Source organism: Streptomyces triticagri, from assembly GCF_003429565.1.
GTDB lineage: Bacteria > Actinomycetota > Actinomycetes > Streptomycetales > Streptomycetaceae > Streptomyces > Streptomyces triticagri.
Genome location: NZ_QUAK01000236.1, coordinates 1 through 23822 on the forward strand (window position 1 = coordinate 1; position 23822 = coordinate 23822).

Annotated in this window: 19 protein-coding genes, 2 pseudogenes and 1 riboswitch; of the genes and pseudogenes, 13 read left to right on the forward strand and 8 right to left on the reverse strand. The window is 71.4% G+C overall.

Translation table 11 applies throughout. The features are described from left to right. The 8 genes and pseudogenes from DY218_RS32360 to DY218_RS32395 form a co-directional block, all read left to right on the forward strand. Positions 1–183: pseudogene (locus DY218_RS32360) on the forward strand (M56 family peptidase); the annotation flags it as partial. 240 nt (positions 184–423) lie between these two features. Then, positions 424–894: a cation:proton antiporter regulatory subunit gene (locus DY218_RS32365; RefSeq protein WP_128559756.1), complete on the forward strand. Its 471-nt coding sequence runs from the start codon at positions 424–426 to the stop codon at positions 892–894. 1 nt (position 895) lies between these two features. Continuing rightward, on the forward strand, positions 896–2368 hold the full coding sequence (locus tag DY218_RS32370; protein WP_233522011.1) for a cation:proton antiporter: 1473 nt from the start codon (positions 896–898) through the stop codon (positions 2366–2368). 377 nt (positions 2369–2745) lie between these two features. Beyond that, on the forward strand, positions 2746–3507 hold the full coding sequence (locus DY218_RS32375; protein ID WP_233522012.1) for a hypothetical protein: 762 nt from the start codon (positions 2746–2748) through the stop codon (positions 3505–3507). A gap of 193 nt (positions 3508–3700) precedes the next feature. Further along, a complete protein-coding gene (locus DY218_RS32380; protein ID WP_128559757.1) occupies positions 3701–5761 on the forward strand; it encodes an SPFH domain-containing protein in 2061 nt (686 codons plus the stop codon). Between the two features lie 182 nt (positions 5762–5943). Next, complete coding sequence (locus DY218_RS32385; protein WP_128559758.1) at positions 5944–10878, forward strand: DNA repair ATPase; 4935 nt, start codon at positions 5944–5946, stop codon at positions 10876–10878. A 60-nt stretch (positions 10879–10938) separates the two neighbouring features. After that, a complete protein-coding gene (locus tag DY218_RS32390; protein ID WP_128559759.1) occupies positions 10939–11184 on the forward strand; it encodes a type II toxin-antitoxin system Phd/YefM family antitoxin in 246 nt (81 codons plus the stop codon). Then, positions 11181–11435 carry a type II toxin-antitoxin system RelE family toxin gene (locus DY218_RS32395; RefSeq protein WP_128559760.1) on the forward strand — a complete coding sequence of 85 codons (255 nt, stop codon included), beginning with the start codon at positions 11181–11183 and terminating at the stop codon, positions 11433–11435. The genes DY218_RS32390 and DY218_RS32395 overlap by 4 nt, the downstream gene beginning before the upstream one ends. Positions 11436–11608: 173 nt before the next feature. On the opposite strand, the gene DY218_RS32405 is transcribed toward DY218_RS32395, so the two are convergent. Both DY218_RS32405 and DY218_RS32410 read right to left on the reverse strand, forming a co-directional pair. Next, positions 11609–12007 carry an SgcJ/EcaC family oxidoreductase gene (locus DY218_RS32405; RefSeq protein WP_128559761.1) on the reverse strand — a complete coding sequence of 133 codons (399 nt, stop codon included), beginning with the start codon at positions 12005–12007 and terminating at the stop codon, positions 11609–11611. 13 nt (positions 12008–12020) lie between these two features. Beyond that, positions 12021–12689: a PadR family transcriptional regulator gene (locus DY218_RS32410; RefSeq protein ID WP_128559762.1), complete on the reverse strand. Its 669-nt coding sequence runs from the start codon at positions 12687–12689 to the stop codon at positions 12021–12023. Positions 12690–12908: 219 nt separating this feature from the next. Between DY218_RS32410 and DY218_RS32415 the strand changes: the two genes are divergently transcribed. Beyond that, complete coding sequence (locus DY218_RS32415; RefSeq protein WP_128559763.1) at positions 12909–13877, forward strand: DMT family transporter; 969 nt, start codon at positions 12909–12911, stop codon at positions 13875–13877. 41 nt (positions 13878–13918) lie between these two features. After that, positions 13919–14782, forward strand: a complete 864-nt coding sequence (locus DY218_RS32420) for an LLM class flavin-dependent oxidoreductase (RefSeq protein ID WP_128559764.1) — start codon at positions 13919–13921, stop codon at positions 14780–14782. A gap of 115 nt (positions 14783–14897) precedes the next feature. Here the strand turns inward: DY218_RS32420 and DY218_RS32425 are convergent, their stop codons facing one another. Next, positions 14898–15182, reverse strand: a complete 285-nt coding sequence (locus tag DY218_RS32425; protein ID WP_128559765.1) for a helix-turn-helix domain-containing protein — start codon at positions 15180–15182, stop codon at positions 14898–14900. 29 nt (positions 15183–15211) lie between these two features. Beyond that, entirely contained in the window at positions 15212–16285 is a 1074-nt protein-coding gene (locus DY218_RS32430; RefSeq protein WP_128559766.1) for a PucR family transcriptional regulator, read from the reverse strand. A 286-nt stretch (positions 16286–16571) separates the two neighbouring features. Here DY218_RS32430 and DY218_RS32435 point away from each other — a divergent pair, with 286 nt between their 5' ends. Continuing rightward, complete coding sequence (locus tag DY218_RS32435; protein WP_128559797.1) at positions 16572–18551, forward strand: NAD-binding protein; 1980 nt, start codon at positions 16572–16574, stop codon at positions 18549–18551. Between the two features lie 45 nt (positions 18552–18596). Here DY218_RS32435 and DY218_RS32440 read toward each other — a convergent pair whose 3' ends face one another. From DY218_RS32440 to DY218_RS32455, 4 genes and pseudogenes are all read right to left on the reverse strand, one after another. Next, on the reverse strand, positions 18597–19172 hold the full coding sequence (locus DY218_RS32440) for a TerD family protein (protein ID WP_128559767.1): 576 nt from the start codon (positions 19170–19172) through the stop codon (positions 18597–18599). Between the two features lie 150 nt (positions 19173–19322). Further along, the gene (locus tag DY218_RS32445) at positions 19323–20231 is read right to left on the reverse strand and encodes an RNA polymerase sigma factor SigF (RefSeq protein ID WP_128559768.1); all 909 of its coding nucleotides are present in this window, start codon (positions 20229–20231) and stop codon (positions 19323–19325) included. Between the two features lie 140 nt (positions 20232–20371). Next, entirely contained in the window at positions 20372–21277 is a 906-nt protein-coding gene (locus tag DY218_RS32450) for an alpha/beta fold hydrolase (protein ID WP_325052040.1), read from the reverse strand. 21 nt (positions 21278–21298) lie between these two features. Beyond that, positions 21299–22168: pseudogene (locus DY218_RS32455) on the reverse strand (alpha/beta fold hydrolase); the annotation flags it as partial. A 229-nt stretch (positions 22169–22397) separates the two neighbouring features. Further along, a riboswitch (cobalamin riboswitch) is annotated at positions 22398–22627 on the forward strand. 30 nt (positions 22628–22657) lie between these two features. Between DY218_RS32455 and DY218_RS32460 the strand changes: the two are divergent. Together DY218_RS32460 and DY218_RS32465 are read left to right on the forward strand one after the other, a co-directional pair. Next, positions 22658–23389 carry an energy-coupling factor ABC transporter permease gene (locus DY218_RS32460; protein ID WP_128559769.1) on the forward strand — a complete coding sequence of 244 codons (732 nt, stop codon included), beginning with the start codon at positions 22658–22660 and terminating at the stop codon, positions 23387–23389. Beyond that, positions 23386–23814 carry an energy-coupling factor ABC transporter substrate-binding protein gene (locus tag DY218_RS32465; protein ID WP_128559770.1) on the forward strand — a complete coding sequence of 143 codons (429 nt, stop codon included), beginning with the start codon at positions 23386–23388 and terminating at the stop codon, positions 23812–23814. Before DY218_RS32460 ends, DY218_RS32465 begins: the two co-directional genes overlap by 4 nt. Positions 23815–23822 lie beyond the last annotated feature (8 nt).

A 23822-nucleotide genomic window follows, 5' to 3' on the forward strand; every position in this document is an offset into this window, starting at 1 on the left:
CCGCGCCGGGTCGCCGCGCTGCTCGGGCCGGCGCCCGCGGCGCACTCCCGGCCGCCCTCGGTGTTCACCGCGGCGGGCCTCGCCGCCTGGGCGGCGGCCGGCGGTACCCTGCTCTCGGCGATGTCGTCCGCGAACTCCGCGGTCACGATGGTCCTGCTGCTGAGCGCGGCGACCCCGCTCTGACCCGTACGCGGCTGCCGTTGCCGTACGCGGCCGCCGTGGCCCGAAGGCCTTCGCCCGGCGCCCTTCACGTGCCCGAAAAGTCGTGACAGAAGCCGCCCATTCATGGCATACGTCACATCTCAACTCGCCCTGGTAAGGCAAGGGTTCGGCAATGATAGGGTCAACGCCCACTCAACTCGTCGGCGCGGTGGGCTGTGCCGCCCCGGCCGCTGTCCTCCGCCTGTCTTACGGAGGCAGACCATGGGCACGCGGCGCACCAACCTTCCCGGTGTCGGTACACAGATCGACTTCACCACCGAGGCCGGACGGCACATTTCCGTGGTGATCCACGAGGACGGCCGCCGCTTCATCGGCTTCTACGACGTCGACGACCCCGATTCCTGCCAACTCTCGGTGCCGCTGTCGACGGAAGAGGCCACCGCGCTCGCCCACCTCATCGACCCCGCGCCGATCGACGCGGTGCGCACCGACGGCATCGACCTCGTCACCGAGCACATCCCGGTGACCTCGCGCTCCCCGTACGCGGGCCGGCTGCTCGGTGACACCGGGGCCCGTACCCGTACCGGCGCCTCCATCGTGGCCGTGCTGCGCAGGCACTCCGCGCACCCGTCGCCCGGGCCCGACTTCCGTTTCGCGGGCGGCGACACGCTCGTCGCCGTAGGTACCCGCGAGGGCGTGGACGCGCTCGCCGAGATCATTTCTGGAGGGTGACGTGCACGACACGACCGCACTGCTCATCGAACTGGGTGCCGTCATCCTCGGCCTCGGTCTCATCGGCCGGTTCGCCGGCCGGATCGGACTCTCGCCGATCCCGCTCTACCTCCTCGCCGGCCTCGCCTTCGGGCAGGGCGGGCTGCTTCCGCTGGACGCCAGCGAGGAGTTCACCATGGTCGGCGCCGAGATCGGCGTCATCCTGCTGCTTCTGCTGCTCGGCCTCGAGTACACCGCGTCCGAGCTGGTCACCAGCCTCAAGACGCAGTACCCCTCGGGTGCGGTCGACTTCTGTCTGAATGCGCTGCCGGGTGCGGCGGCGGCGCTGATCCTCGGCTGGGGTCCGGTCGGTGCCGTGGCGCTCGCCGGTGTCACCTGGATCTCGTCCTCCGGCGTGATCGCCAAGGTGCTCGCCGACCTCGGCCGGCTCGGCAATCGCGAGACCCCCGTCATCCTCGGCGTCCTCGTCATGGAGGACCTGGCGATGGCGGTCTATCTGCCGCTGCTCACCGCGCTGCTCGCCGGTGTCAGCCTCGCGGGCGGCAGCATCGCGCTGGTCATCGCGCTCGGCACGGTGGGCCTCGTGCTCTATCTCGCCCTGCGGCACGGCCGGTTGATCAGCAAGGCGGTCTCCTCGGACAACCCGGAGATGCTGCTGCTCGTGGTGCTCGGCCTGACGCTGCTCGTCGCCGGTATCGCGCAGGAGCTGCAGGTCTCCGCCGCGGTCGGCGCCTTCCTGGTCGGTATCGCCCTTTCCGGCGAGGTCGCCGAGGGTGCGCGCAAGCTGCTCACGCCGCTGCGTGACCTGTTCGCCGCGGTCTTCTTCGTCTTCTTCGGCCTGTCCACCGACCCGGCCGAGATCCCGCCGGTCGTGCTGCCCGCGCTGATCCTCGCGCTGCTCACCACCGGCACCAAGATCTACACCGGCTGGTTCGCCGCCAAGCGGGCCGGCGTCGGGCCCCGTGGCCGGCTGCGGGCGGGCGGCACGCTGGTCGCGCGCGGTGAGTTCTCCATCGTCATCGCCGGCCTCGCGGTCGGCGTGGAGCCCCGGATCGGCCCGATCGCCACCGCGTACGTCCTGCTGCTCGTCATCATCGGCCCGCTGGCGGCCCGTTGGACCGAGCCGTTCGGGCGCAAGCTGCTCAAGCTGGACACCAAGGGCGGCCCGGCCGGCGCGGCCAAGGCGCAGCCGGTGCCGGCCGGCGGCGACCCGCTGGCGAAGGAAAGTGCCGCGGGCGGTGCGCAGGCCGGCGCCGCGGAGCCTGCCGGTACGGAGTCCGGTGCGACGGAGGCCGTCGGCGGCGAGAGCGGTGCCGTGGAGTCCGCCCGTACCGACGGCGCGACCGCCGAAGTTGCCGAGGCCGCTGAGGCCGCCGAGATCGAGCGTGAGCTCGCTGCCGAGCGTGCGTCCGTGCCTTCCGTACGCGAGCAGGAGAGCGGCGGGGACCCGTCCTCGCCCTCGTCCTCGCCGTAGTCCTCCGCTTCCGGGTCGCCGGTGGGCGTTGTCCAGCAGCTACGGCCCTGGTGAAGCCGATGCTCGAAGTGCCCTGCGCCGCCTTCCGCTTGGAGGGCGGCGCAGGCGTTTTCGGCGCCTCCACGGATGTCACCCGCCGATGACACCAGGCATTAAGAACGCGTAAAGATTGCCGGATCACGGCAATGTGCCAGGGTGCCCCCGGATGTCAGGATGGACCCGCAACACCGGGGGACGAAGACCCGGATGCCGGATTGCGGAAGCGTGGCCCGGCATCCGGTTCTCCCTCGGGGGAACCGCAGGGGACGCTTCGCAGTCCCTACACACATGCATCACAGCGCAGCACGCACGACGGCCGAACCGGGGGGTGAAACCGCATGACCGACATCTTCGAGAGCGAGTTCTTCGATGCCGCACTCGGTTTCCCGGCCGCGCTGTTCACGGCCGCCCTCGTCGTGGTCATCTGCTTCTGGCTCCTGGTCCTGTTCGGTGTCTCCGAACACGACTCCTTCGACGGCGATGTGAACACCGATGTCGCGGGACTCGGGGGCGTCCCGGTCTCCGTCACCGTCTCGGTGGTCACCGTCGTCGCCTGGTGCCTGAGTCTCACCGGCTCCGTCCTGGTGGGCCGCAGTGCCGCGGAGGGGACGCTGCGCCAAGGGCTGCAGGCGGCCGTGCTCGTCGTCGCGCTGCTGCTCGCCTGGGCCGTCGCCCGGGTGCTGCTCCGGCCGCTGCGGCGCCTGTTCCCGGACGACCCCGAGCCGTCCCGGCTCGACTTCATCGGCCTCACCTGCACCGTGCGCACCTCGCGCGTGGACCAGTCCTTCGGGCAGGCCGAGGTCACCGCCTCCGACGGATCCGTCGCCCTCGTGCAGGTCAGAGTCGACCCGCACGCCGCGGACACCGGACTCACCGCGGGCAGCACCGCGCTGCTCTACGCGTACGACGACGACGGCGAGTTCTTCTGGGCCGCGCCCTACGACACGGAGCTCGACCCGCGCCGCGGCCCCGACTCCGGCCTCGGCGGCCCCGCGATCGGCGGACCGCCCACCGGGAGCCTCGAGTCCGTCCGCTCCCGCCCACCGCGAACCGGCCCCGGGCGGACCGGGTTCGGCCCGCCCGGCACCGAGCCGGTCTGACCGCGGCGTACCACCGCCACCGGCGGCCGGAGGTACGGAAGGCACGCCTTACGCGCCCCGCCTGCGGTGCGGACTGAGCCGGCGGCCGTACCCGAGCACCTGTCGCACCCCGTCACCTGTCGCACCCCGACAGCGATCCACCTTCCGCTCGAGTGAGGCGTCGCCCGGCGCCTCCGGCACTCTAGGACTTCCCATGGACGCCATCACCGTGGGCATCGGCGTGACGATCGCCGTTGTCCTGCTGCTAGTCATCGCCCTGTTGTTCACCGTCACCCGGCTCTTCCGCAAGGTCGAGCAGGGCAAGGCACTGATCGTCTCCAAGATGCGCAAGGTCGATGTGACCTTCACCGGTCAGGTCGTGCTGCCGGTGCTGCACAAGGCCGAGATCATGGACATTTCGGTGAAGACGATCGACATCGCGCGGACCGGCCAGGACGGCCTGATCTGCCGCGACAACATCCGCGCCGACATCCGCATCTCGTTCTTCGTACGGGTCAACAAGACCGTCGAGGACGTCATCCGGGTCGCCCAGGCCATCGGGACCGCCCGGGCCAGCGACAAGGCGACCCTGCAGGAGCTGTTCAACGCGAAGTTCTCCGAGGCGCTGAAGACCGTCGGCAAGCAGATGGACTTCACCGATCTCTACACCAAGCGGGACGAACTCCGCGACCGCATCATGCAGTTGATCGGCACCGACCTCAACGGCTACAGCCTCGAGGACGCGGCGATCGACTACCTGGAGCAGACGCCGCTCGCGCACCTGGACGCCACCAACATCCTCGACGCCCAGGGCATCCGGAAGATCACCGAGCTCACCGCCGTGGAGCACGTACGCACCAACGAGTACCAGCGCCACGAGGAGAAGGAGATCACCCGGCAGAACGTCGACGCCCGGGAGGCCATCCTCGAACTGGAGCGCCGCCAGGCCGACGCCGAGATCAAGCAGAAGCGCGAGATCGACACCGTACGGGCCCGCGAGGAGGCGGAGACCGCACGGGTCGTCGAAGAGGAGCGGCTGCGCGCCCAGACCGCGTTCCTCACCACCGAGGAGCGGCTCGGGGTGCAGCGCGAGAACCAGGCCCGTGAGGTCGCCGTCGCGGCGAAGAACCGCGAGCGGGTCATCGCCATCGAGAACGAGCGCATCGAGAAGGACCGCCAGCTCGAGGTCATCGCCCGCGACCGGGAGACCGAACTGACCCGTATCTCGGCCGACAAGGAGGTCGAGACGGAGCGCCGCGACATCGCCGACGTGATCCGCGAGCGGGTCGCGGTGGACCGTACGGTCGCCGAGCAGGAGGAGTCCATCAAGAAGCTGCGGGCCACCGAGGAGGCCGAGCGGCAGCGGCTCGCGGTCATCATCGCCGCGGAGGCCGAGGCGCAGGAGAACCTGGTCAAGGACATCAAGGCCGCGGAGGCCGCGGAGCAGGCCGCCTCGCACCGTGCCGCCGAGGAAGTCACCCTGGCCGAGGCCCGGTTGAAGTCCAGCGACCTGGACGCGCGGGCCAAGCTGCGGCTCGCCGAGGGCCTGCAGGCGGAGGCCGCGGCCGAGGGGCTCGCCCTGGTGCAGGTCCGCGAGAAGGAGGCCGACGCCATCGAGAAGGCCGGCCGCGCGGAGGCCGAGGCGACCGAGGCACGGCTGCGGGCCGAGGCGGCGGGAAACCGCGAGAAGGCGATGGCCGAGGCCGCCGCGATCGGCGAGAAGCTGAAGGCGGAGGCGGAGGGCCTCACCGAGAAGGCCGCGGCGATGGCTGCGCTGGACGAGGCGTCCCGTACGCACGAGGAGTACCGGCTGCGGCTCGAGGCGGAGAAGGACGTACGCCTCGCGGGGCTCGATGTGCAGCGGCAGGTGGCCGAGGCGCAGGCGACGGTGGTCGCGACGGGCCTGGAGAAGGCCGACATCTCCATCGTCGGCGGGGAGTCCGTGTTCTTCGACCGGATCGTCAACTCGATCGCGCTCGGCAAGGGGGTGGACGGGTTTGTGCAGAACTCGTCCACGGCGCAGACCCTTGCGGGGCCGTGGCTGGACGGGACCAAGGACTTCACCGAGTCCTTGACGTCGGTGCTCGGGTCCGTGTCCACGGGGGATGTGCAGAACCTGACGGTGTCGGCGCTGTTGATGAAGCTCATGAACGGTGGGGGTGCTGCGCAGGCCTCTCAGGTTCGTGAACTGCTCGACAAGGCGGGGCAGTTGGGAATTGCGGAGATGCCTCTGGCGGAGTTGAACGGGAAGGTTCCCGGGCCCTCCGTGGGATGACGTCCGGCCCATGGGGGCCGGGTTGAGCCGGGGCCGGAGCTGCCGCACGGGGGGCGGTGGGTCCGGCCCCTTGTCCTCAAACGCCGGACGGGCTCCAAAAGGATGTCCTCAAACGCCGGACAGGCTGAATTGTCGCCGAGGCAGGCCGGATCAGTCGGGCTTGAAGGTTGGGAGTACGCATCATGACCACCACCGTGGACGCCGGAACCTACGAGGTGTTGCGGGACCGGCTGGTTGCGCAGGCCAAGGAACTGGGCGGGCGTGCAAGTGAATTGAATGCGCGGCGGGTCGAGGAGTTCGGGTCCGCCGAGTTGAAGCTTGCCGGGACCGAGCGGCTGCGGACCGAGCACAACTCCGTGCCGCGGGACATCATCGCCGTCGGTGATGTGCTGCTCTTCGGCTACAACGTGCATGTGGGCGTCAGGCCCGAGACGACCGTCGCCGACGTGTTCGCGTTGCACGACCGGGAGTTGGAGCCGCTCGCGGCGGACGCCGTGCCCGGGCTGCTCGACGATGCCGCCTTCCGGCGGGAGTTCGAGGCGCTGTATCGCTACTACCGCGAGACGCGGCTCATGCAGCTGCGGCACGTGGACGGCAAGCTCCTCGCCGTCTTCCGCACCGGTGAGCGCGCCGCGGACATCCGGGTGCTGCGCTGGGCCGTCGACCCCGACGGCACGGCGACGTTCCTGGACGCCCGGGGCGAGCGCGACCATGTCTTTCCCGAATCGCACGACTTCGAGTGGACTCCGGCCGCCCGCGAGGACCATGTACTCGGCCGGCATCCGCACATCTCCATCGGCGGGGAGCTGTTCGTCTCCGCGGTCGGCGGATCGCTGACCGTCAAGCTCGACGACGACACCGAGACCGACGAGGGCATCCATGCCGAGCCGGTCGACGAGCCGCTGCAGTCCCTGGCCGACGCGAGCGTCGAGCACGCGCGCGTGGGGCCCCTGCTGTTGCTGCGGATCCTGCCGTACAAGGAGAAGCAGCACCGGTATCTGGTCTTCAACACCCTGACGAAGGGCGTCGTACGGCTCGACGGCATCGGGCAGGCCTGCCGGCGGCTGCCGGAGGACCAGGGCATCGTCTTCCCGGGCGGCTACTACATCGCCGCGACCGGTGCCGCCAAGACCTTCGACACCGACACGGACGGACTCGAGTACGAGCGCACCGTGCGCTCGCCGAACGGCGAGGACGTGCTGTTCGCGTTCCACGCCCGCGAGGCGGGACGCACCCTGCTGCTTCCGTACAACGTGATCCGCAAGGAGGTCGCGAGCCCGCTGACCTGCCACGGGTACGCGGTCTTCGACGACGGCACGCTCTACGTGCTGCGCGCCGGCGACGACGGGCCGGCCCGGGTGCATCCGCTGCAGGTCTGGCAGTCACCGTTCGTGTCCGACACCTTCGCCGCGGCCACCCCGGCCGGCTCCGGGCCGCTCGCCCGGATCGGCAACGCCGACCTGGTCCGCGGCATCTCCGACTGCCTGTCCGTGGCCCGTGCCGTCACCGAGACGACACCGACCGCGGAGGTGTACGAGGCGCTTGCGGGCTCCTGCGTACGGGCCCTCGACCAGTACCACTGGCTGTCCGACCCCGAGGCGGGCGGGCTGCTCGAGCCGCTGACCGGCATCCGGGACACCGCGCAGCAGGTGCTCGCCGAGTTCGAGGCCGTGCAGTCGCTGACCCGTGAGGCGGCGCAGGCGCTGGCCGAGGCGAACGAGCAACTGACCGCGCTGGTACGGCGGGTGCGCGGGGAGAGTCCGCGCAGCGCCGATGTGTGGGTGTCCCAGCTGACCGAACTGCGGCACGCGCAGGGGCATCTGCTCACCCTGAAGGAGATGCGGTACGCCGACGTCGAGCGCATCGAGGAGCTCGCGGAGGGCGTCGAGGGCGACATCGCGTCGACCGCGGGGCGCGCCATCGAGTTCCTGCGCCGCGAGGACGCCTTCGACGACCAGCACGCCGAGGTCGCCCGGCTCACCGAACAGGCCGCCGAACTCGCCACCGTCGCCGAGGCGGAGCCGCTCGTGGCCGCCCTCGACGAGCGCACCGAGGGCCTGCAGATCCTCACCGAGACGGTCGCCGGGCTCGACATGGGCGACGCCACGGTGCGCACCGCCGTGCTCGAGCGGATCGCCGAGGTGCTCGGCGGGGTCAACCGTGCCCGCGCAACCCTGGACGCCCGCCGCCGTGAGCTGCGCGGGCAGGAGGGGCGGGCCGAGTTCGCCGCCGAGTTCGCGCTGCTCGGGCAGGCGGTGACGGGCGCGCTCGCGGCGGCCGGTACGCCCGAGGCCTGTGACGAGCAACTGTCCAGGCTGCTGCTGCAGTTGGAGAATCTGGAGTCGCGGTTCACCGAGGACGACACCTTCCTCGCCGAGCTCGCGGACCGGCGCGGTGAGATCTACGAGGCATTCTCGTCCCGTAAGCAGACGCTGCAGGACGAGCGGGCGCGGCATGCCGAGCGGCTCGCCGGGTCGGCGACGCGGGTGCTCGACACCGTCACCCGGCGGGCCGCCACCCTGGAGGACCAGGACGCGGTCGCCACCTTCTTCGCCTCCGACCCGATGGTCGCCAAGGTGCTGCGCACCGCGGAGGAGCTGCGTGAACTCGGCGACCAGGTACGGGCCGAGGAGCTCGCCGGGCGGATCAAGTCCGCCCGCCAGGAGGCCACCCGGGCGCTGCGCGACCGCGCCGAACTGTATGCGGACGGCGGTGACACGATCCGGCTCGGCCGGCACCGTTTCGCCGTCAACACCCAGCCGCTCGACCTGACCCTGGTCCCGTCCGGCGACACCCTCGCCTTCGCCCTGACCGGCACCGACTACCGTGCGCCCGTCACCGACCCGGGCTTCGCCGAGACCCGCCCGTACTGGGGCCGTTCGCTGCCCTCGGAGACGGCCGAGGTGTACCGGGCCGAGCATCTGGCCGCCCGGCTGCTCGCCGAGCACGGTCACGAAATGCTCGCCGCGGCCGATCTGCCGGTCCTGGTGCGGGAGGCCGCGGAGGCGGCGTACGACGAGGGCTACGAGCGGGGGGTGCACGACCGGGACGCGACCGCGATCCTCACCACCCTGCTGCGGCTGCACGCCACGGCCGGTCTGCTGCGTTTCCCCGCGCGCGAGCGCGCCGCCGCGCAGCTGTACTGGGCGCACGGCACGAGCGAGGAGGAGCGGGCCGCCGTCACCCGGCGTGCGGTGTCGCTCGCGCGCGCCCGGGAGACCTTCGGGCTCGCGCCGGCGATCGACGAGCTGACGGCCGAACTGGCCGTGTCCATGCGGGAGTTCACGTCGGGTGGGCCGGTGGCCGCAGACGTGGACCTGCCGCTCGCCGCCGGCTACCTCTTCGAGGAACTCACCTCCGAGCAGGCCGGGTTCGTCTCCGGCGCACCCGCCCGCGCACTCCTCGACGGCTTCCGCACCGCCCTCTCCGACAAGGCCGCGGACTACGACGCCGACCTCGCGTCCCTGACCACGCTCGCTGCGCGTCGCCAGCTGGTCGAGGGCTGGCTCGCCTCGTACGCCGCGACGCTCGGCACCGCCCCGGATCCGGGTGATCTGGCCGAGGCGGCGGCCGTGGAGCTCTGCCCAAACCTCGAGCGGTACGCGCCCGACGCCCCGCTCACCGCGACGGTGGACGGACTGCTCGGCGCGCACCCGCGCGTCGAAGGCGGCCACTTGGCGGTCCGGGTCGACGAACTCCTCACCCGTACCGCCAAGTTCAGGGCCGAGGACGTGCCCGGATTCCGCGCCTACCAGCGGCGCCGCACCGAGGTGGTGGACGCCGAACGGCGCCGGCTCCGGCTCGACGAGTTCCGGCCGCGTGTCATGTCGTCCTTCGTGCGCAGCCGGCTCATCGACGAGGTGTATCTGCCGCTGATCGGCGACAGCCTCGCCAAGCAGATCGGCGCGGCGGGCGACAGCAAGCGCACCGACACGGGCGGTCTGCTGCTGCTCGTCTCACCGCCCGGTTACGGCAAGACCACGCTCGTCGAGTACGTGGCCGACCGTCTCGGCCTGGTCCTGGTCAAGGTCAACGGTCCGGCGCTGGGCCACGACGTCACCTCGCTCGACCCCGCGCAGGCGCCGGACGCCACCGCCCGCCAGGAGGTCGAGAAGATCAACTTCGCCCTGGAGGCGGGCAACAACACACTCCTCTACCTGGACGACATCCAGCACACGTCGCCCGAGCTCCTGCAGAAGTTCATCTCGCTCTGCGACGGGCAGCGCCGCATCGAGGGCGTGGTGGACGGCCAGAGCCGCACGTACGACCTGCGCGGGAAGCGGTTCGCGGTGTGCATGGCCGGCAACCCGTACACCGAGTCCGGGCAGCGTTTCCGCATCCCCGACATGCTCGCCAACCGGGCCGACGTGTGGAATCTCGGCGAGGTCCTCACCGGCAAGGAGGACGCCTTCGCGATGAGCTTCGTGGAGAACTCGCTGACCTCCAATCCGGTACTCGCCCCGCTCGCGGGCCGGGACCGCGCCGACCTCGACCTGCTCGTCCGGCTCGCCGAGGACGACCCGACGGCGCGCCGCGACCGGCTCACCCACGCCTACCCGCCCGCCGAACTCGACCGTGTCCTCGCCGTGTTGCGGCACCTCCTCGCCGCCCGCCGCACGGTCCTCGCGGTCAACGAGGCGTACATCGCCTCCGCCGCACAGTCGGACGCGAGCCGCACCGAGCCGCCCTTCCAACTCCAGGGCTCCTACCGCAACATGAACAAGATCGTGGCCCGTATCGACCCGGTCATGAACGACGAGGAACTGTCCGCCGTCCTCACCGACCACTACGCGGGCGAGGCCCAGACCCTGACCTCGGGCGCGGAGTCCAACCTCCTCAAACTGGCCGAACTGCGAGGCCGGTTGACGGCGGCTCAGGCCGAACGCTGGGCCGCGATCAAGTCCACGTATCAGCGCGGCCAGGCCCTCGGCGGCCCCGAGGAGGACCCGATGGTCCGCGCGGTCGCCGCCCTCGGCCTCCTCGCGGACCGCATCACCGCGGTCGAGTCCGCCATCACCCGCGCCGCGGACCCCCGCCACCTCCTCGCCAACCCGGAGGCGCGGCACGCAGCGGGCCGCGAGGCGCCGGCGGCGCGGAACGGGGTGGGGGCCGGGTAGGCGGGCTCGGCCGTGCATCTCGACTCCGCCGGAGGGTGTTATCTAGTGTACGATTTATCCATGACTGTGATGCCGATCAGTGAGGCGCGGAAGGTCTTCGGGCCGATCGTCCGCGCGGCCACCGTCCAGCGCGAACGCACCTATATCTCCGATCACGGCCAGACGTCCGCGGTCGTGATGTCCGTGGCCGATCTCGAGGACCTCGAGGACACCATCGCCGTGCTCGAGCACGAGCTCCGGCGTGCGCGCGGCGAGACGATCGACACGGTCCCCCTCGCCGAGGTGAAGAAGCAGCTCGGCCTGTGACCTTTGAAGTACGCCTCACCGTCAAGGCGCTGGAGCAGCTGGCCGGGTACATGGCCGAGGGCGACGCCGCCGGCCTCAAGGAACTCGTCGAGGCCATCGAGGCCCTCGCCGTCGATCCCACGACGGGGGTGCGCTGGGGCCCGTTCCACTGGCGCCTGCGCGTCGGCCGCTACCGTGCGGTGTACTCCTGGCAGGAAGGCCACTTGATCGTCCTCGTCGTCCACGTCGGCCGCACCGACGACGATCGCTAGCCGGCGCGGCGCTGAGGTGGACGCTGTCGCGTCTGAGCGTGGAGCCGGTCACCCAGTCCACTGCCGGGCAAGATCACGATCTTGACCTCCGACCCGGAGGACGTCGAACTCCTCACCACCGACCATCCCCGTGTGATCCTCGAGAAGGCCTGACCGCCACGGGAGGCGCAGGGTCAGTTCGGCGGGCCGGGGATCTTCTGCTTCCTGGTGTTCTGGAACGAGGCGAAGCGCCAGCGGTCCGCCTCCGGCTCTCGTACGGCCGTGAAGGTGACCACGGACTCGCTGTCCGCCATGCCGCCCGCGCTGACGACGAAGGCGACGTCGGGCGTGAGGAAGCGGACGGTCGCACCGTCACCGCTGCTGCCGTCGCCCAGTTTCGTGCCCTTGAGCGGCCCGGCGAACAGGAAGCGGTGCGACTCCTCGATCGCCTCGCGTCCACTGCTGTGGGACCCGAACCACGTCACGTAGTCGGCGTTCTCGGTGAAGATGTCGGCGTAGGCGGTGGCGTCACCCGCGTTCCATGCGTCGACCATGTCGTGCAACAGCTGCCGTATCTGACTCTCGTCGGACATCCGTGGGCTCCTTCTAGTCGGTCTGTTCGGCCTGTTCGGTCTGTTGAGGCTCTTCGGGCTGTTCCGTTCCGGGCATCGGCATGAGTTGTGCGAGGTCGTCCGGCCAGCTGAGCTCCCCGCTGTCCAAGTCGTCCAACAGGCCCCGCGTCCAGTCCAGTTCGGCCGCTGCCCGGCGCTGCTCGTACTCCAACTCGACCAGCAGTACGCGCGGCAGGCGCGCGCTGAGCGTCTGCAACTGCGCCTGGGCGGACGTGGATTGCCCCTCCAGGCCGGCGGCCCGCTCGGCCAGCGCCGCCCGTGCCCCGTCCACCGACAGGCATCCGATGAACGACAGGGCCGCGTGGAAGAGCGTCGCGTCCGGATCCGGCGTGGCAAGCAGCCGATGCACCCTCGAGTCGAGCTCCGCGCGCCCCTCGCCGGTCAGGCGGTAGGTGATCCGCTCCGGGCGGTTCCCGTCCCTGCTGGTCCCGGTCGACTCGATCAGCCCGTCCCGGACGAGCCGCTCGACCGCGTGGTACATGCTGCGCGGCAGCCCGGTCACGAAGTCCTTGTGCGTGTCCAGGATCAGCCGATGCATCTCGTACGTGTGCCGGGGGCCCTGGAGCAGCAGCGCCAGCACGGTCAGCCCCACGAGATCCCGATCAACCCTGCGCAGCTTTCCCACGCGACCTCCCTCGCTCATGTAGTGCAGTCTGCACTATAGCGTCCTGCATTACAAGGTCGAGCCGTTCGGCGATCGCCATAGTTCAGGAATAGTGAATGATCAGATCGAATCTTTTCGATGGACGTGGATGGTGTGCGCTGGCACGGTGGGTGGTGATGGTGGTCGGACCGCCATCGCCACCCGTTCGTCCAGTGCCGTCGGCTCGTATGCGTCGGCGGTCCAAGTCCTGAGGAATACATGGAAGTTGATACCGAGCCGCACGCCGGCCCCTCCGTAAGCGTTCGCACCCTCTCCGTCGCCCGTACGGGCCTCCGCACCCCCGCCCTCGTCGGCCTCGTGCTCGCCGTCGTCGCCACCGTCGTGTGGTCCGGCAGCTTCGTCACCTCGCGGGCGCTGCACGACACCGTGCCGCCCGTGCAGCACGCGTTCTGGCGGTGGATCATCGCCATCGTTGCGGTCGCGCCGTTCGCCGCCCGTGCGACCTGGCGCCAACGCCACGTGATCCGGCGGCACTTCGGCTTCCTCTCGCTCGCCGCGTTCCTCGGCGTCGCCGTCTACAACACCCTGGTGAACCTGGCCGGCACGACGACCCCTGCCGGCACCATGGGCATGATCATGGCGGCCTCGCCGGTCGTGATGGCCGTCGGTGAACGTCTGGGCGGTACGCGACTCGGCGCCCGCCGCGTCACCGGGCTGGCCGTCGCCTGCGCCGGTGTCCTGCTGCTCACCGCCGGAGGCGGCTCCGGCACCTCGCTCGGCGCGGGCGCCCTGTGGATGGCCGGCGCGGCGGTCAGCTTCGGCTCGTACAGCGCGCTGCTGCGTCGCAGGCCCGCCGAACTCAAGGGCTCCGTCGTCCTGTTGACCACCTTCGTGCTCGGCGCACTGATGCTCGCACCGGTCTACGCGCTCAGCCTCGCCACCCAGGGCGGCTTCTCCGCGACCCCCGGCACCGTAGGCCCTCTCCTCTACGTCGGCATCTGCTCCTCGGCCCTGGCGTTCTTCGCCTGGAACCGCGCCATCACCCTCATCGGCGCCGCCCGCGCGGGCCTCGTCTACTACCTGCAGCCGGTCTGCGTCACCCTCCTCGCGGGCCTCCTCCTCACCGAGACGACCGGCCCCCTCCAGTGGCTCTGCATGTCCCTGATCCTGGGGGGCGTGGCCTTCGGCTCAGCCACGTCGCCCACCCCGCGCCGTACCCGTACCTGAAATAGGTTGCCCAGGGGGCGCCGGTTGCCCAGGCTGCTGGAATGCGCTTCTCCGTGAACATCCCCAACTTCGGCGACTTCGCGGACCCCCGCAATGTCGCGACCGTCGCAGCCGCCGCCGAACAGGCAGGCTGGGACGGTCTCTTCGTCTGGGACCACGTCCTGCACCGCCGGCACGCGGGACGTCCTTTCGGCGACCCCTGGATGCTGCTGACCGCGGCCGCGCTCGCGACCTCACGCATCCGCCTCGGCACGCTGCTGACACCGGTGCCCCGCTACCGCCCGCAGGACCTCGCCCGCCGGGTCGCCACGCTGGACCAACTGAGCGGCGGCCGGGTGACGTTCGCCGCGGGCCTCGGCGGCCCGATCGAGGACGAGTACCGCAGCTTCGGCGACACCACGGAGCTCCGCCGCCTCGCCGAACGCCTCGACGAGGGCCTCGGCCTGCTGCGGCGCTTCTGGACCGGGGAACCGGTCGACCACCGCGGACCGCACTACGAGGTGCGGGACGTGGCCCTGCTGCCCGCCACCGTGCAGCGCCCCGGCCCGCCGGTCTGGATCGGCGGCTTCTGGCCGCGCCGCGCGCCGATGCGGCGGGCCGCACAGTGGGACGGCGCGGTCCCGCTCTTCGAGACGGCCCGCCACGGTCAGGCCCCTGACGTGCAGGAGGTGCGCGACCTGGCGGCTTACGTACGCCGCCACCGTACGGCCGGCCCGGAGCACCCCTTCGAACTCGTCCTCGGCGGCGCCAGCTCGACCGACCCCGCGAAAGCCCGGGACGTCATCGGCCCGCTCCACGACGCCGGCGCCACCTGGTGGGACGAACGCCACTTCGAAACGGGCCCCGACCTCGACCGCCTCGGCCCCGTCCTCCACCGCACCGAGGCGGGCCCACCGGCCCTCTGACGAGAAGGGCCGCAGCGGCGGCGACGAGTCGGCTTCAGGCCTGTTGCACGTGCGGTGGCGCTTCCGTCTCCGCGGAGGGCTCGCCCGTCGGGCGGAAGTCGAAGGACGGGTTCTCCTAGTCGAGGTCGATGACCAGTCGGGCGTCGAGGGCCTTGGCCAGGCGGTTGAGGAGCCTGAGGGGCGGGACGTTCCCGCCGCCTTCGATCGAGGAGATCTGCTGTTGGCTCATTCCCGCTCGGTGAGCCGTGGCGGACTGAGAAAGCCCGAGAGCCGCACGGCGGTCGTACACCGCCTGGCCGAGGGCGATCGCGTAACCGGCCTCGATGTAGGCCGCGGACGGTTCGACCTCTTCTCCGAGCAGCTTGCGGGTGCGGGTGGTCCGCCATTGGCGGTGGTTCATCGATGCTCCTTGGGGAGGCGGGGGGCCGGTCACGCCGGTTCCTCCCAGGACTGCCAGTCCAGGAGGCGGGCGCCGATCACCGCGGTCTGGAGGGTGTAGCGGTGGAGGGGGTCCGCGGGGTCGGAGCCGGTGAGTTGGCGGATGCGGTCGAGGCGGTACGTGAGGGCGCGGACGCTGAGGTTGAGGCGGCGGGCGGTCTCGGCGGCGACGCAGCCGGAGTCGAAGTAGGCGTTCAGGGTCTCCAGGAGCGGGCCGGGGCCGCCGCGGGCCTGGCGGAGCGGGCCGAGGGTGTTGCTCACCAGGTCCGCCATGGCCTGCCGGTCGCGGGTCAGTACGGGGTAGACGAGGAGCTCGGCGACGCGCAGCACGGGGTCGTCGAGGTGCATGCGGTCGGCGAGGTCGAGGACGCCGACGGCCTCCTCGTACGACTGGACGACGCCGCCGGCGCCGGGATGCGCCCGTCCGATCGCGGTCCGGCCGCCGTCCGTCGCGTCGTGCGCCTGCTTCGCGAAGTACGTCAGTACGTCCCCCTGGTCGCCCGGCGCGATGCAGATGAGGCGGCCGTCCTTCGTGGTCAGCAGGATGCTGCGGTCCCCGAACCGGCCGTTCAGGGCGGACTCGACGCGGCGGGCCACCGGGTCCGCCTCGTGGTAGCTGTCGGGGCCCTCCGCGACGGCGACGGCGTGCGCGAGGGAGAGACGCAGGCCGAAGCGTTCCGCGCGCTCCATCAGGCTGCCCAGGTCGCTGCGGCCGTGCAGCAGGTCGTCGATGAACTCGCGCCGGGACCCTTCCTCCTGCCGTACGGCGAGGTGCTGGGCGCGTTCGTAGCCCTCGGCGAGAGCGTCCACGGCCTGCTCGACCGCGGCCAGCACCCGGACCGCGGAGTCCGCGGCGGATGCGGCGGCCGGCCAGCTCTCGCGGGTCGCCGCGAGGTGCTGGCTGATCAGGGCGCGCAGGCTGTGTCCCGCCTCGGCGGCCTGTTCGCCGACGACTCGGCGGGCCTTGAGCTCCTCGCGGTTGAGGCGGCGGCCCGTACGGGCGACCTCCGCGAGCATGTCGGCGTAGCCGTCGAGGAATTCCTCGGGTATCTCCCAGCGTGGCATGGGGGACAGGATCCCATGGCACGGGAGGTGGGATCCCGGACGGCACCGAGGGGGTCAGGGCCCCGTACGGCAGGCCAGGATCCCGGACGGCTCGAGGACGGGCCCCGGACGCGGAACGCCCGAGCCAAGGAGCGCGAGGCCCACCGGACTCACCGCCCTCGCTGACGATCCACCGAGGCGCCTTGATCCGAATTGCCGCCCGAGGCACGCTCGTTGGGTGACACACGTACCCCCACAGCCGTACGGACGACTCGACCCGGGGCCCCTGCAGCCCACCGGCGGCCACATGGTCGTCTGCGGGGACGACGCCCTCGCCCAGCGGCTCGCCGCCGAACTGCGCGACGTCTACCGGGAGCGCGTCACCCTCGTCGTGCCGCCCGCGGAGCGCCGCCCGCCCATGCCGCTCACCGGCCGGGCCCGGGCGACCGCGCTGCTCGGGCGGATGTCGGCCGCGATGGGCCGCGGCGGGGCGAACGGCGACGATGCGCCCGAACGGCTCATCGAGGCACCGGAGTTGACCGACGAGGTGCTGCTCGACGCCGGAGTGGAGCACGCCGCCGCGCTCGCCCTCGTCCATGACGACGACGAGGCGAACATCCGGGCCGCGCTCTCCGCCCGCCGCCTCAACCCCCGCCTCGCGCTGGTGATCCGGCTCTACAACCGCAAGCTCGGCCAGTACCTGAAGGACCTCCTGGACCAGGCCGCCGTCCTCGCCGTACCGGACGGCGGAGGTGACGCGGACGGTCCGGACGGCCCGCGCCCGGACCCGCAAGGCCCTCCGCCCGCAGAGTCCGCCACCACGGTCCTCTCCGACGCCGACACCGCCGCACCCGCACTCGCCGCCACCGCCGTGGCCGGCACCAGCAAGGTCGTCCAGGCCGACGGACTGCTGCTTCGCGCCGCGGAGCGGCCGCCGCCGCGGCCGGGCACCGTCCCCGACCCCGGCCTGTGCACCCTCGCCCTGCTGTCGTCGACGAGCAACGATCCGCAGGGTTCGGAGGGCTCCGACGACAGCCGGGACGCACCCCAACTCCTGCCCGACGACGCGACGGTGGCAGCCGCGACGGACCGCGGCACCGTCGTCCTCGACGCCGTCACGCACGCCGGCCCCGCACTGCCCCCGGGCCGCCGGCGCGCCCGGCGCGGGGCGACGCTCTCGCAGCTGTTCTCACTGCGCCTGCGCTGGTCGCTGCTCGGCCTGATCGTCTCGGTCCTGGTGCTCGCGATGGCCTCGTCCTGGCTCACCGACGACCACCCGCTGCACGCCATCTATCTGGCCTTCCTGGACCTGTTCTCCATCAACGAGCCCGCCACCGAAGGCCCGTTGAGCCGCCAGATCCTCCAACTCCTCTCCGGATTCGTCGGGTTGTTGCTGCTGCCCGTGCTGCTCGCCGCGGTCCTCGAAGCGCTGGGCGCGTTCCGCTCGGCGTCGTCCCTGCACCGGCCGCCGCGCGGTCTGGCGGGGCATGTCGTCCTGCTCGGACTCGGCAAGATCGGCACCCGGGTGCTCGCCAATCTGCGCGAACTCGACATCCCCGTGGTGTGCGTGGAGGAGGACCCGGAGGCGCGCGGCATCGCACTGGCCCGCCGGCTGCGCGTCCCGGTGGTGCTCGGCGACGTCACCCAGGACGACGTCCTGGAGGCGGCCAAGGTGCACCGCGCACACGCCCTGCTCGCCCTGACCAGCATCGACACCACGAACCTCGAATCCGTCCTGTACGCCCGCACCCTCAAGCCGCGCCTGCGGGTCGCTTTGCGGCTGTACGACGACGAGTTCGCCACCGCCGTGTACCGCACCCTGCGCGCCGCGCACCCCGATGCGTTCACCCGCAGCCGCAGCGTCACCTCGCTGGCCGCGCCGTCCTTCGCGGCGGCGATGATGGGCCGGCAGATCCTCGGCGCGGTGCCGGTGGAGCGCCGGGTGCTGCTGTTCGCCGCGGTCGAGGTCGCGGGGCATCCGCTGCTCGAGGGGCACACCGTCGCGGACACCTTCCGGCCCGGCCACTGGCGGGTGATCGCCCTGGACTCCCAGCCGGCCGCCGATGGCCTGCCGGACCTGACCGCGGCCCCGTCCCCGTACACCGAGGAACCGCACGAACCGCGGCTGATCTGGGACATGCCGCCGGACCGCGTCCTGACCGCCCGGGACCGGGTCGTCGTGGCCGCGACCCGCCGCGGCCTCGCCGAGCTCCTCGGCCGCGGCCGCCACGGTCACCAACCGGACAGCGGCCCGCCGCCCCTCTGGCTGCGGGGCGGCGGGCCGTGAGTCGGTGGCTCGATCCGGTGAGTCGTCCGGTCCGTCAGACGGTCGTCAGACGTTGACGCCGAAGTCCTGGGCGATGCCGCGCAGACCGGAGGCGTAACCCTGGCCCACGGCACGGAACTTCCACTCGGCACCGTGCCGGTAGAGCTCGCCGAAGACCATGGCCGTCTCGGTGGAGGCGTCCTCGGAGAGGTCGTAGCGGGCGATCTCCTGGTTGTTGGCCTGGTTGACGACGCGGATGAACGCGTTGCGGACCTGGCCGAAGGACTGCTGGCGGGCCTCGGCGTCGTGGATGGACACCGGGAAGGCGATCTTCGCGACCTGGCCGGGCACGGCGGCCAGATTCACCTTGATCGACTCGTCGTCGCCCTCGCCCTCACCGGTGAGGTTGTCGCCGGTGTGCTCGACCGAACCGTCGGGGCTGGTGAGCTGGTTGTAGAAGATGAAGTGGCTGTCGGAGAGGACACGGCCGTCCTCGCCGCAGAGCAGCGCCGACGCGTCGAGGTCGTAGTCGGTGCCGGTCGTGGTGCGGACGTCCCAGCCCAGGCCGATCAGGACCGCGGTCAGGCCCGGTGCTTCCTTGCTGAGTGAGACGTTGCCGCCCTTGGCGAGGGAAACCCCCATGCTGATGTCTCCTTACTGACTCGGTGACGCAGTAACTCGTACCCGAAAAACTACAACACTGTAGAAATCCACCACCCGGCCCCCACAGCGTCGACGGGTCCCAGTATCCGGCTTCGTACCTGTGGGGGACGCCACTTCGGCCACAGCGGTTCACTCCCGGACGCGGGTCTGGCGCTCCATGCGTTTGCGCAGGGTGGCGAGGATGCGGGTCAGCAGACGGGAGACATGCATCTGCGTGACGCCGATCTCCTCGCCGATCTCGCTCTGCGTCATGTCCGCGACGAAGCGCAGCGCGAGGATGCGGCGCTCGCGCTCGGAGAGGGCGGCGATCAGCGGCTTGAGCGTGTGCAGGTCCTCGACCAGGGCCAGCTCGGGGTCGTGGTAGCCGATGTGGTCGGCGATCGTGTCGTCGAAGTCAGGGCTCTCGGCGGGGAAGTCGAGCGAGGTGGCGGTGTACCCGTTCGCGGCGGCGAGGCCCTCGGTGACCTCGGCGGGCTCGAGGTCGAGCCGGTCCGCGAGCTCGGCGGTGGTGGGCCGGCGCCCGTACCGCTGCTCGAGCTCCGCCGTGGCGCGGGCCAGGTCGATCCGGAGCTCCTGCAGACGCCGCGGTACGTGCACGGCCCAGGTGGTGTCGCGGAAGAACCGCTTGATCTCGCCGATCACGGTCGGCAGCGCGAAGCTGGTGAACTCCACACCCCGCTGCAGATCGAAGCGGTCGATGGCCTTGATGAGCCCGATGGTGCCCACCTGCACGACGTCCTCGTGCGACTCCGGGCGCGGGCGCAGACGGGCGGCCGCATAGTGCACCAGATTGAGATTGAGCTCGACCAGGCTGTTGCGTACGTACGCGAACTCCGGTGTGCCTTCCTGGAGTTGGCCGAGACGGGTGAACAGGCTCCGGGACAGCCGCCGCACATCGGCCGTGGCCGGCTGACCTGCGACGGAGTGGAGGCCGGCATCGGGCAGAGGGCGCCCGCCGGTATGTCGCTCGCTGCCGGATCCGGGTGGTCCTGGTCGCGCGGCCGCGGCGGTGGAGCTACTGCTGACCCGAGTCACCATCGTCTCTCCCGAGGGCAAGCGCGCCCTCCGGCCGAGAGCACGGCGTGGGCGGCACCTACCCGGGAGATCCCGTTACATGTCCGTGACTTGGCGACCAGTGCGGGCCGTCACAAGCCTGTGCGCTGCAGGGAGTGCTGAAGTCAGCTCTTCGGCGGGACGGGGCGGCAGAGGAATTCGCCGACCGCGGCACGGAATTGAGCGCCGTCGTCCACCCACGGGTAGTGCCCCGCACCGGCCTGTACGCGATACGTGCCGTGCCGGAACAATCCCGCGAGCTCGGCCACCGCCTCCGGCGGACTGTTCAGGTCGAACTCCCCGGCCAGCAGCAGCACCGGCACGTCGAGTCGCGCGAGCGCGGCACGCGTACCCTCCGGATCGAACGCGCCGTCCGCACCGAACCCGGCCACCGCCGCCGGATTGTCCGGCTGCCCCGCCGCGTGATGCGCCTGCGCCGCCCCGTCCCAACTCCCGTACCCGAAGGGCGCGATGGCGTCCCAGTCGGACCCCGCCCCCGCGGTGATCGCCTCGAGCGCGGCGTACGCGGCCGGATACCACTCCTCGCCCTCCCGCAGCCGCGCGACGGCCCGCCGCATCTCGCCGCTCACCGCGATGCCCACAGCGCGCAGGCTCGGGCACGCCAGCACGATCCGCCGCACCCGCTCGGGACGGCCGGCCGCGTACTGCATCACGAGATTGGCCCCGGCGGAGTGACCGAGCAGGTCGACGCGGTCGAGACCCAGGTGCCGGCGGAGCGCTTCGACGTCCTCCACGAGCCGGTCGCAGCGGTACGAGCCGGGGTCGTCCGGCACCGCGGAGCGGCCGGTGCCACGCAGGTCGAGGCGGACCACCGATGACGGTCCGCCGCGGCCGTCCGGGTCTCCGAGGCCCCCGAGATCACCCAGATAGCGCGAATCCATGGGTCCACCGGGCACGCACACGAGCGGCTCCCCGCCCCAGGGGTCCCCGTCCTCGAGGTCTCCGACGCGGTCGTAGGCGAGCCGCGTACCGTCGAACGCCTGGAACATGGTGGTGGTCATGCGGTGCATGCTTGCACGCCCGGCGGACCCGGCCGGCCCCCACAGCGAAGCCAGTTCGCCCAGCACCCGGGCCGCCGGCGCCGGATCCACCAGCCACTTCAGGTGGCTGCTGGGGAGGGTGCGGACGTCGTAGGGGTTGTCGGGAGTGAGCGCGTTCCCCTCGCGGATGAGCCGGTCCTGGAGGGCGGGCGGCATGCTCGTGTCGTACTCGAGCCGGACGAACGTCTTCGGGATGCGCCCCCAGGTGTCGGCCTGCGCACGGTCCGCCGAGGTGCCGACGTCCAGATTCTCGTCCGGCTGGAAGGTGTTGAGGAACGTCAGGAACTCGTCGTCCGTGCCGTCGGCGAGGAAGGCGGCCTTGGCCGCCTCCAGGAACCCCGGGTGGTTGGTGCGGAAGTTGGTGCGCAGCAGGCCGAGCCGGGCCGGATCGCCGGCGATCGCGGGGGCGAATGCCATGGGGTCGACGTCGGCCATCTCCGGCTCGGCGTAGTAGTCGCCCACGTCGAGGTCCACCGGGGCCCAGGCGCAGACGTAGACGAGCCGGTCGATCAGGTCCGGGCGGGCGTTGGCCGCGGCCGTCGCGGTGGCGCCGCCGCGGCTGTGCGAGACGAGGATGACCGGGCCGTTCCGCTTGGCCCGTTCCAGGATCCCGATCAGGTGCGCCGCGTTGTCCGCGAGCGTGACGCCCTTGATCGCGCCCGGCGCGGTGGCCAGACCCTCCGCGTCCTGCGGCGCCTGATAGGCCCGCGGGTACGTGGCCCCGAAGCCGTGCCCCGGCAGGTCGACGGCCACCGAACGGTGCCCGAGCAGGCCCAGTTCGGCCTGCAGCGGGGCGAAGGAGAAGGAGTTCGCGAACGCTCCGTGCACGAGGACGAAGGTCGGTTGCGACGACGACGGCATGCTGGATGCTCCCTTTCATGGCCCCGGGCGGGGGTGGACCTCGGGTCCCGGACGGAGGGCGGCTCGAGGGCGGCCCGGGGAAGCCCTCGTACCCGGGAAGCACGCTACGCACCAGATGATCATTCGCACACCGGTATGAGTCACTCCGTTTGACCGTTTCCGGAGGTCGTACGGCAGCTCGTACCCGTATCACCATCCGGCGCCGTCTTGTCACCGCCGACGGCCGCCGCTACTGTCACCACGCCTTGGTGCACGGGAAACCGGTGAAGAGACCGGTGCGGCCCTCGCCACTGTGATCGGGAAGTCCGGCTCCGGCCGATGCCGGGTCGCCCACCGCCGAAGTCCGGCGGGCGGCGGTCCTGCGGAGGCAGCCACTGGGTCCATTCCAGGACCCGGGAAGGCGGAGTCAGGGCGGTGTCACCCGTCAGCCAGGAGACCGGCCAAGGCGCGTCAACCATCCACGAGGTGCTGGAGAGGGTCTGTTGCGCCATGCACATAGCCGAGGGGTTCCTGCCCCCTGCGCACGCGGTCGCCTGGGGCGTCGCATCCGCGCCGTTCGTCGTCCACGGAGTCCGCTCGCTCACCCGTGAGGTCCGCGAACACCCCGAGAGCACACTGCTCCTCGGCGCGTCCGGGGCCTTCGCCTTCGTACTGTCCGCGCTCAAGATCCCGTCCGTGACCGGGAGTTGCTCCCATCCCACCGGTACAGGGCTCGGGGCGATCCTGTTCCGGCCGCCGGTGATGGCGGTGCTCGGCACCATCACCCTGCTCTTCCAGGCACTGCTGCTCGCGCACGGCGGACTGACCACACTCGGCGCCAACGTCTTCTCGATGGCGATCGTCGGCCCCTGGGCCGGCTACGGCATCTACCGGCTGCTGCGGCGGTACGACGTGTCGCTGATGGTCGCCGTGTTCTTCGCCGCGTTCGTCGCGGACCTGTCGACGTACTGCGTGACGAGCGTGCAGCTGGCACTCGCGTTCCCCGACCCGGGCAGCGGATTCCTCGGCGCGCTCGGCAAGTTCGGCTCGATCTTCGCCGTCACACAGATCCCGCTCGCGGTGAGCGAGGGCCTGCTCACGGTCCTGGTGATGCGGCTGCTCGTGCAGTCCAGCAAGGGCGAACTGACGCGCCTCGGCGTCTTTCTGACGGGCCGGAAGACAGCCGCCGCGGCGCAGACGCCGTCGGCCCGCACCGACGCCGAAGAGGAGGCGAACCGATGAAGCGCCATGCGAAGGTCAACGCCCTGCTCCTGCTCGCCGTGGCCGCCCTCGCCGTGATCCCGCTGCTCTTCGGCCTCGGCGACCACAAGGAGGAGCCGTTCGCCGGCGCCGACGCCGAGGCGGAGACGGCGATCACGGAGCTCGAACCCGACTACGAACCGTGGTTCTCACCGCTCTACGAACCGCCGTCCGGCGAGATCGAATCGGCCCTGTTCGCCCTCCAGGCGGCCCTGGGCGCGGGCGTACTCGCGTACTACTTCGGGCTGCGAAAGGGACGCCGGCAAGGGGAGGCGCGGACCGCGGCGAGGGCCGCCGATGGCTCCGTGGCGGATTCCGCGGGCTCGGTGGACGGCGAAGGGACGGCGAGCGACGGGGTCGCGGGACGCTCCGAGGGGCCCGCGGCGTCCGACGCGTCGCAGGCCTGACGCCGCCC

Coding starts and splice junctions, on each gene's coding strand:
- DY218_RS32415 (WP_128559763.1), top strand. CDS start 12,909: ATGGAAGTTGATACCGAGCCGCACGCCGGCCCCTCCGTAAGCGTTCGC.
- DY218_RS32390 (WP_128559759.1), top strand. CDS start 10,939: ATGACTGTGATGCCGATCAGTGAGGCGCGGAAGGTCTTCGGGCCGATC.
- DY218_RS32445 (WP_128559768.1), bottom strand. CDS start 20,231: ATGGTGACTCGGGTCAGCAGTAGCTCCACCGCCGCGGCCGCGCGACCA.
- DY218_RS32420 (WP_128559764.1), top strand. CDS start 13,919: ATGCGCTTCTCCGTGAACATCCCCAACTTCGGCGACTTCGCGGACCCC.
- DY218_RS32460 (WP_128559769.1), top strand. CDS start 22,658: ATGCACATAGCCGAGGGGTTCCTGCCCCCTGCGCACGCGGTCGCCTGG.
- DY218_RS32435 (WP_128559797.1), top strand. CDS start 16,572: ATGGTCGTCTGCGGGGACGACGCCCTCGCCCAGCGGCTCGCCGCCGAA.
- DY218_RS32375 (WP_233522012.1), top strand. CDS start 2,746: ATGACCGACATCTTCGAGAGCGAGTTCTTCGATGCCGCACTCGGTTTC.
- DY218_RS32430 (WP_128559766.1), bottom strand. CDS start 16,285: ATGCCACGCTGGGAGATACCCGAGGAATTCCTCGACGGCTACGCCGAC.
- DY218_RS32410 (WP_128559762.1), bottom strand. CDS start 12,689: ATGAGCGAGGGAGGTCGCGTGGGAAAGCTGCGCAGGGTTGATCGGGAT.
- DY218_RS32380 (WP_128559757.1), top strand. CDS start 3,701: ATGGACGCCATCACCGTGGGCATCGGCGTGACGATCGCCGTTGTCCTG.
- DY218_RS32425 (WP_128559765.1), bottom strand. CDS start 15,182: ATGAACCACCGCCAATGGCGGACCACCCGCACCCGCAAGCTGCTCGGA.
- DY218_RS32405 (WP_128559761.1), bottom strand. CDS start 12,007: ATGTCCGACGAGAGTCAGATACGGCAGCTGTTGCACGACATGGTCGAC.
- DY218_RS32450 (WP_325052040.1), bottom strand. CDS start 21,277: ATGCACCGCATGACCACCACCATGTTCCAGGCGTTCGACGGTACGCGG.
- DY218_RS32365 (WP_128559756.1), top strand. CDS start 424: ATGGGCACGCGGCGCACCAACCTTCCCGGTGTCGGTACACAGATCGAC.
- DY218_RS32440 (WP_128559767.1), bottom strand. CDS start 19,172: ATGGGGGTTTCCCTCGCCAAGGGCGGCAACGTCTCACTCAGCAAGGAA.
- DY218_RS32385 (WP_128559758.1), top strand. CDS start 5,944: ATGACCACCACCGTGGACGCCGGAACCTACGAGGTGTTGCGGGACCGG.
- DY218_RS32465 (WP_128559770.1), top strand. CDS start 23,386: ATGAAGCGCCATGCGAAGGTCAACGCCCTGCTCCTGCTCGCCGTGGCC.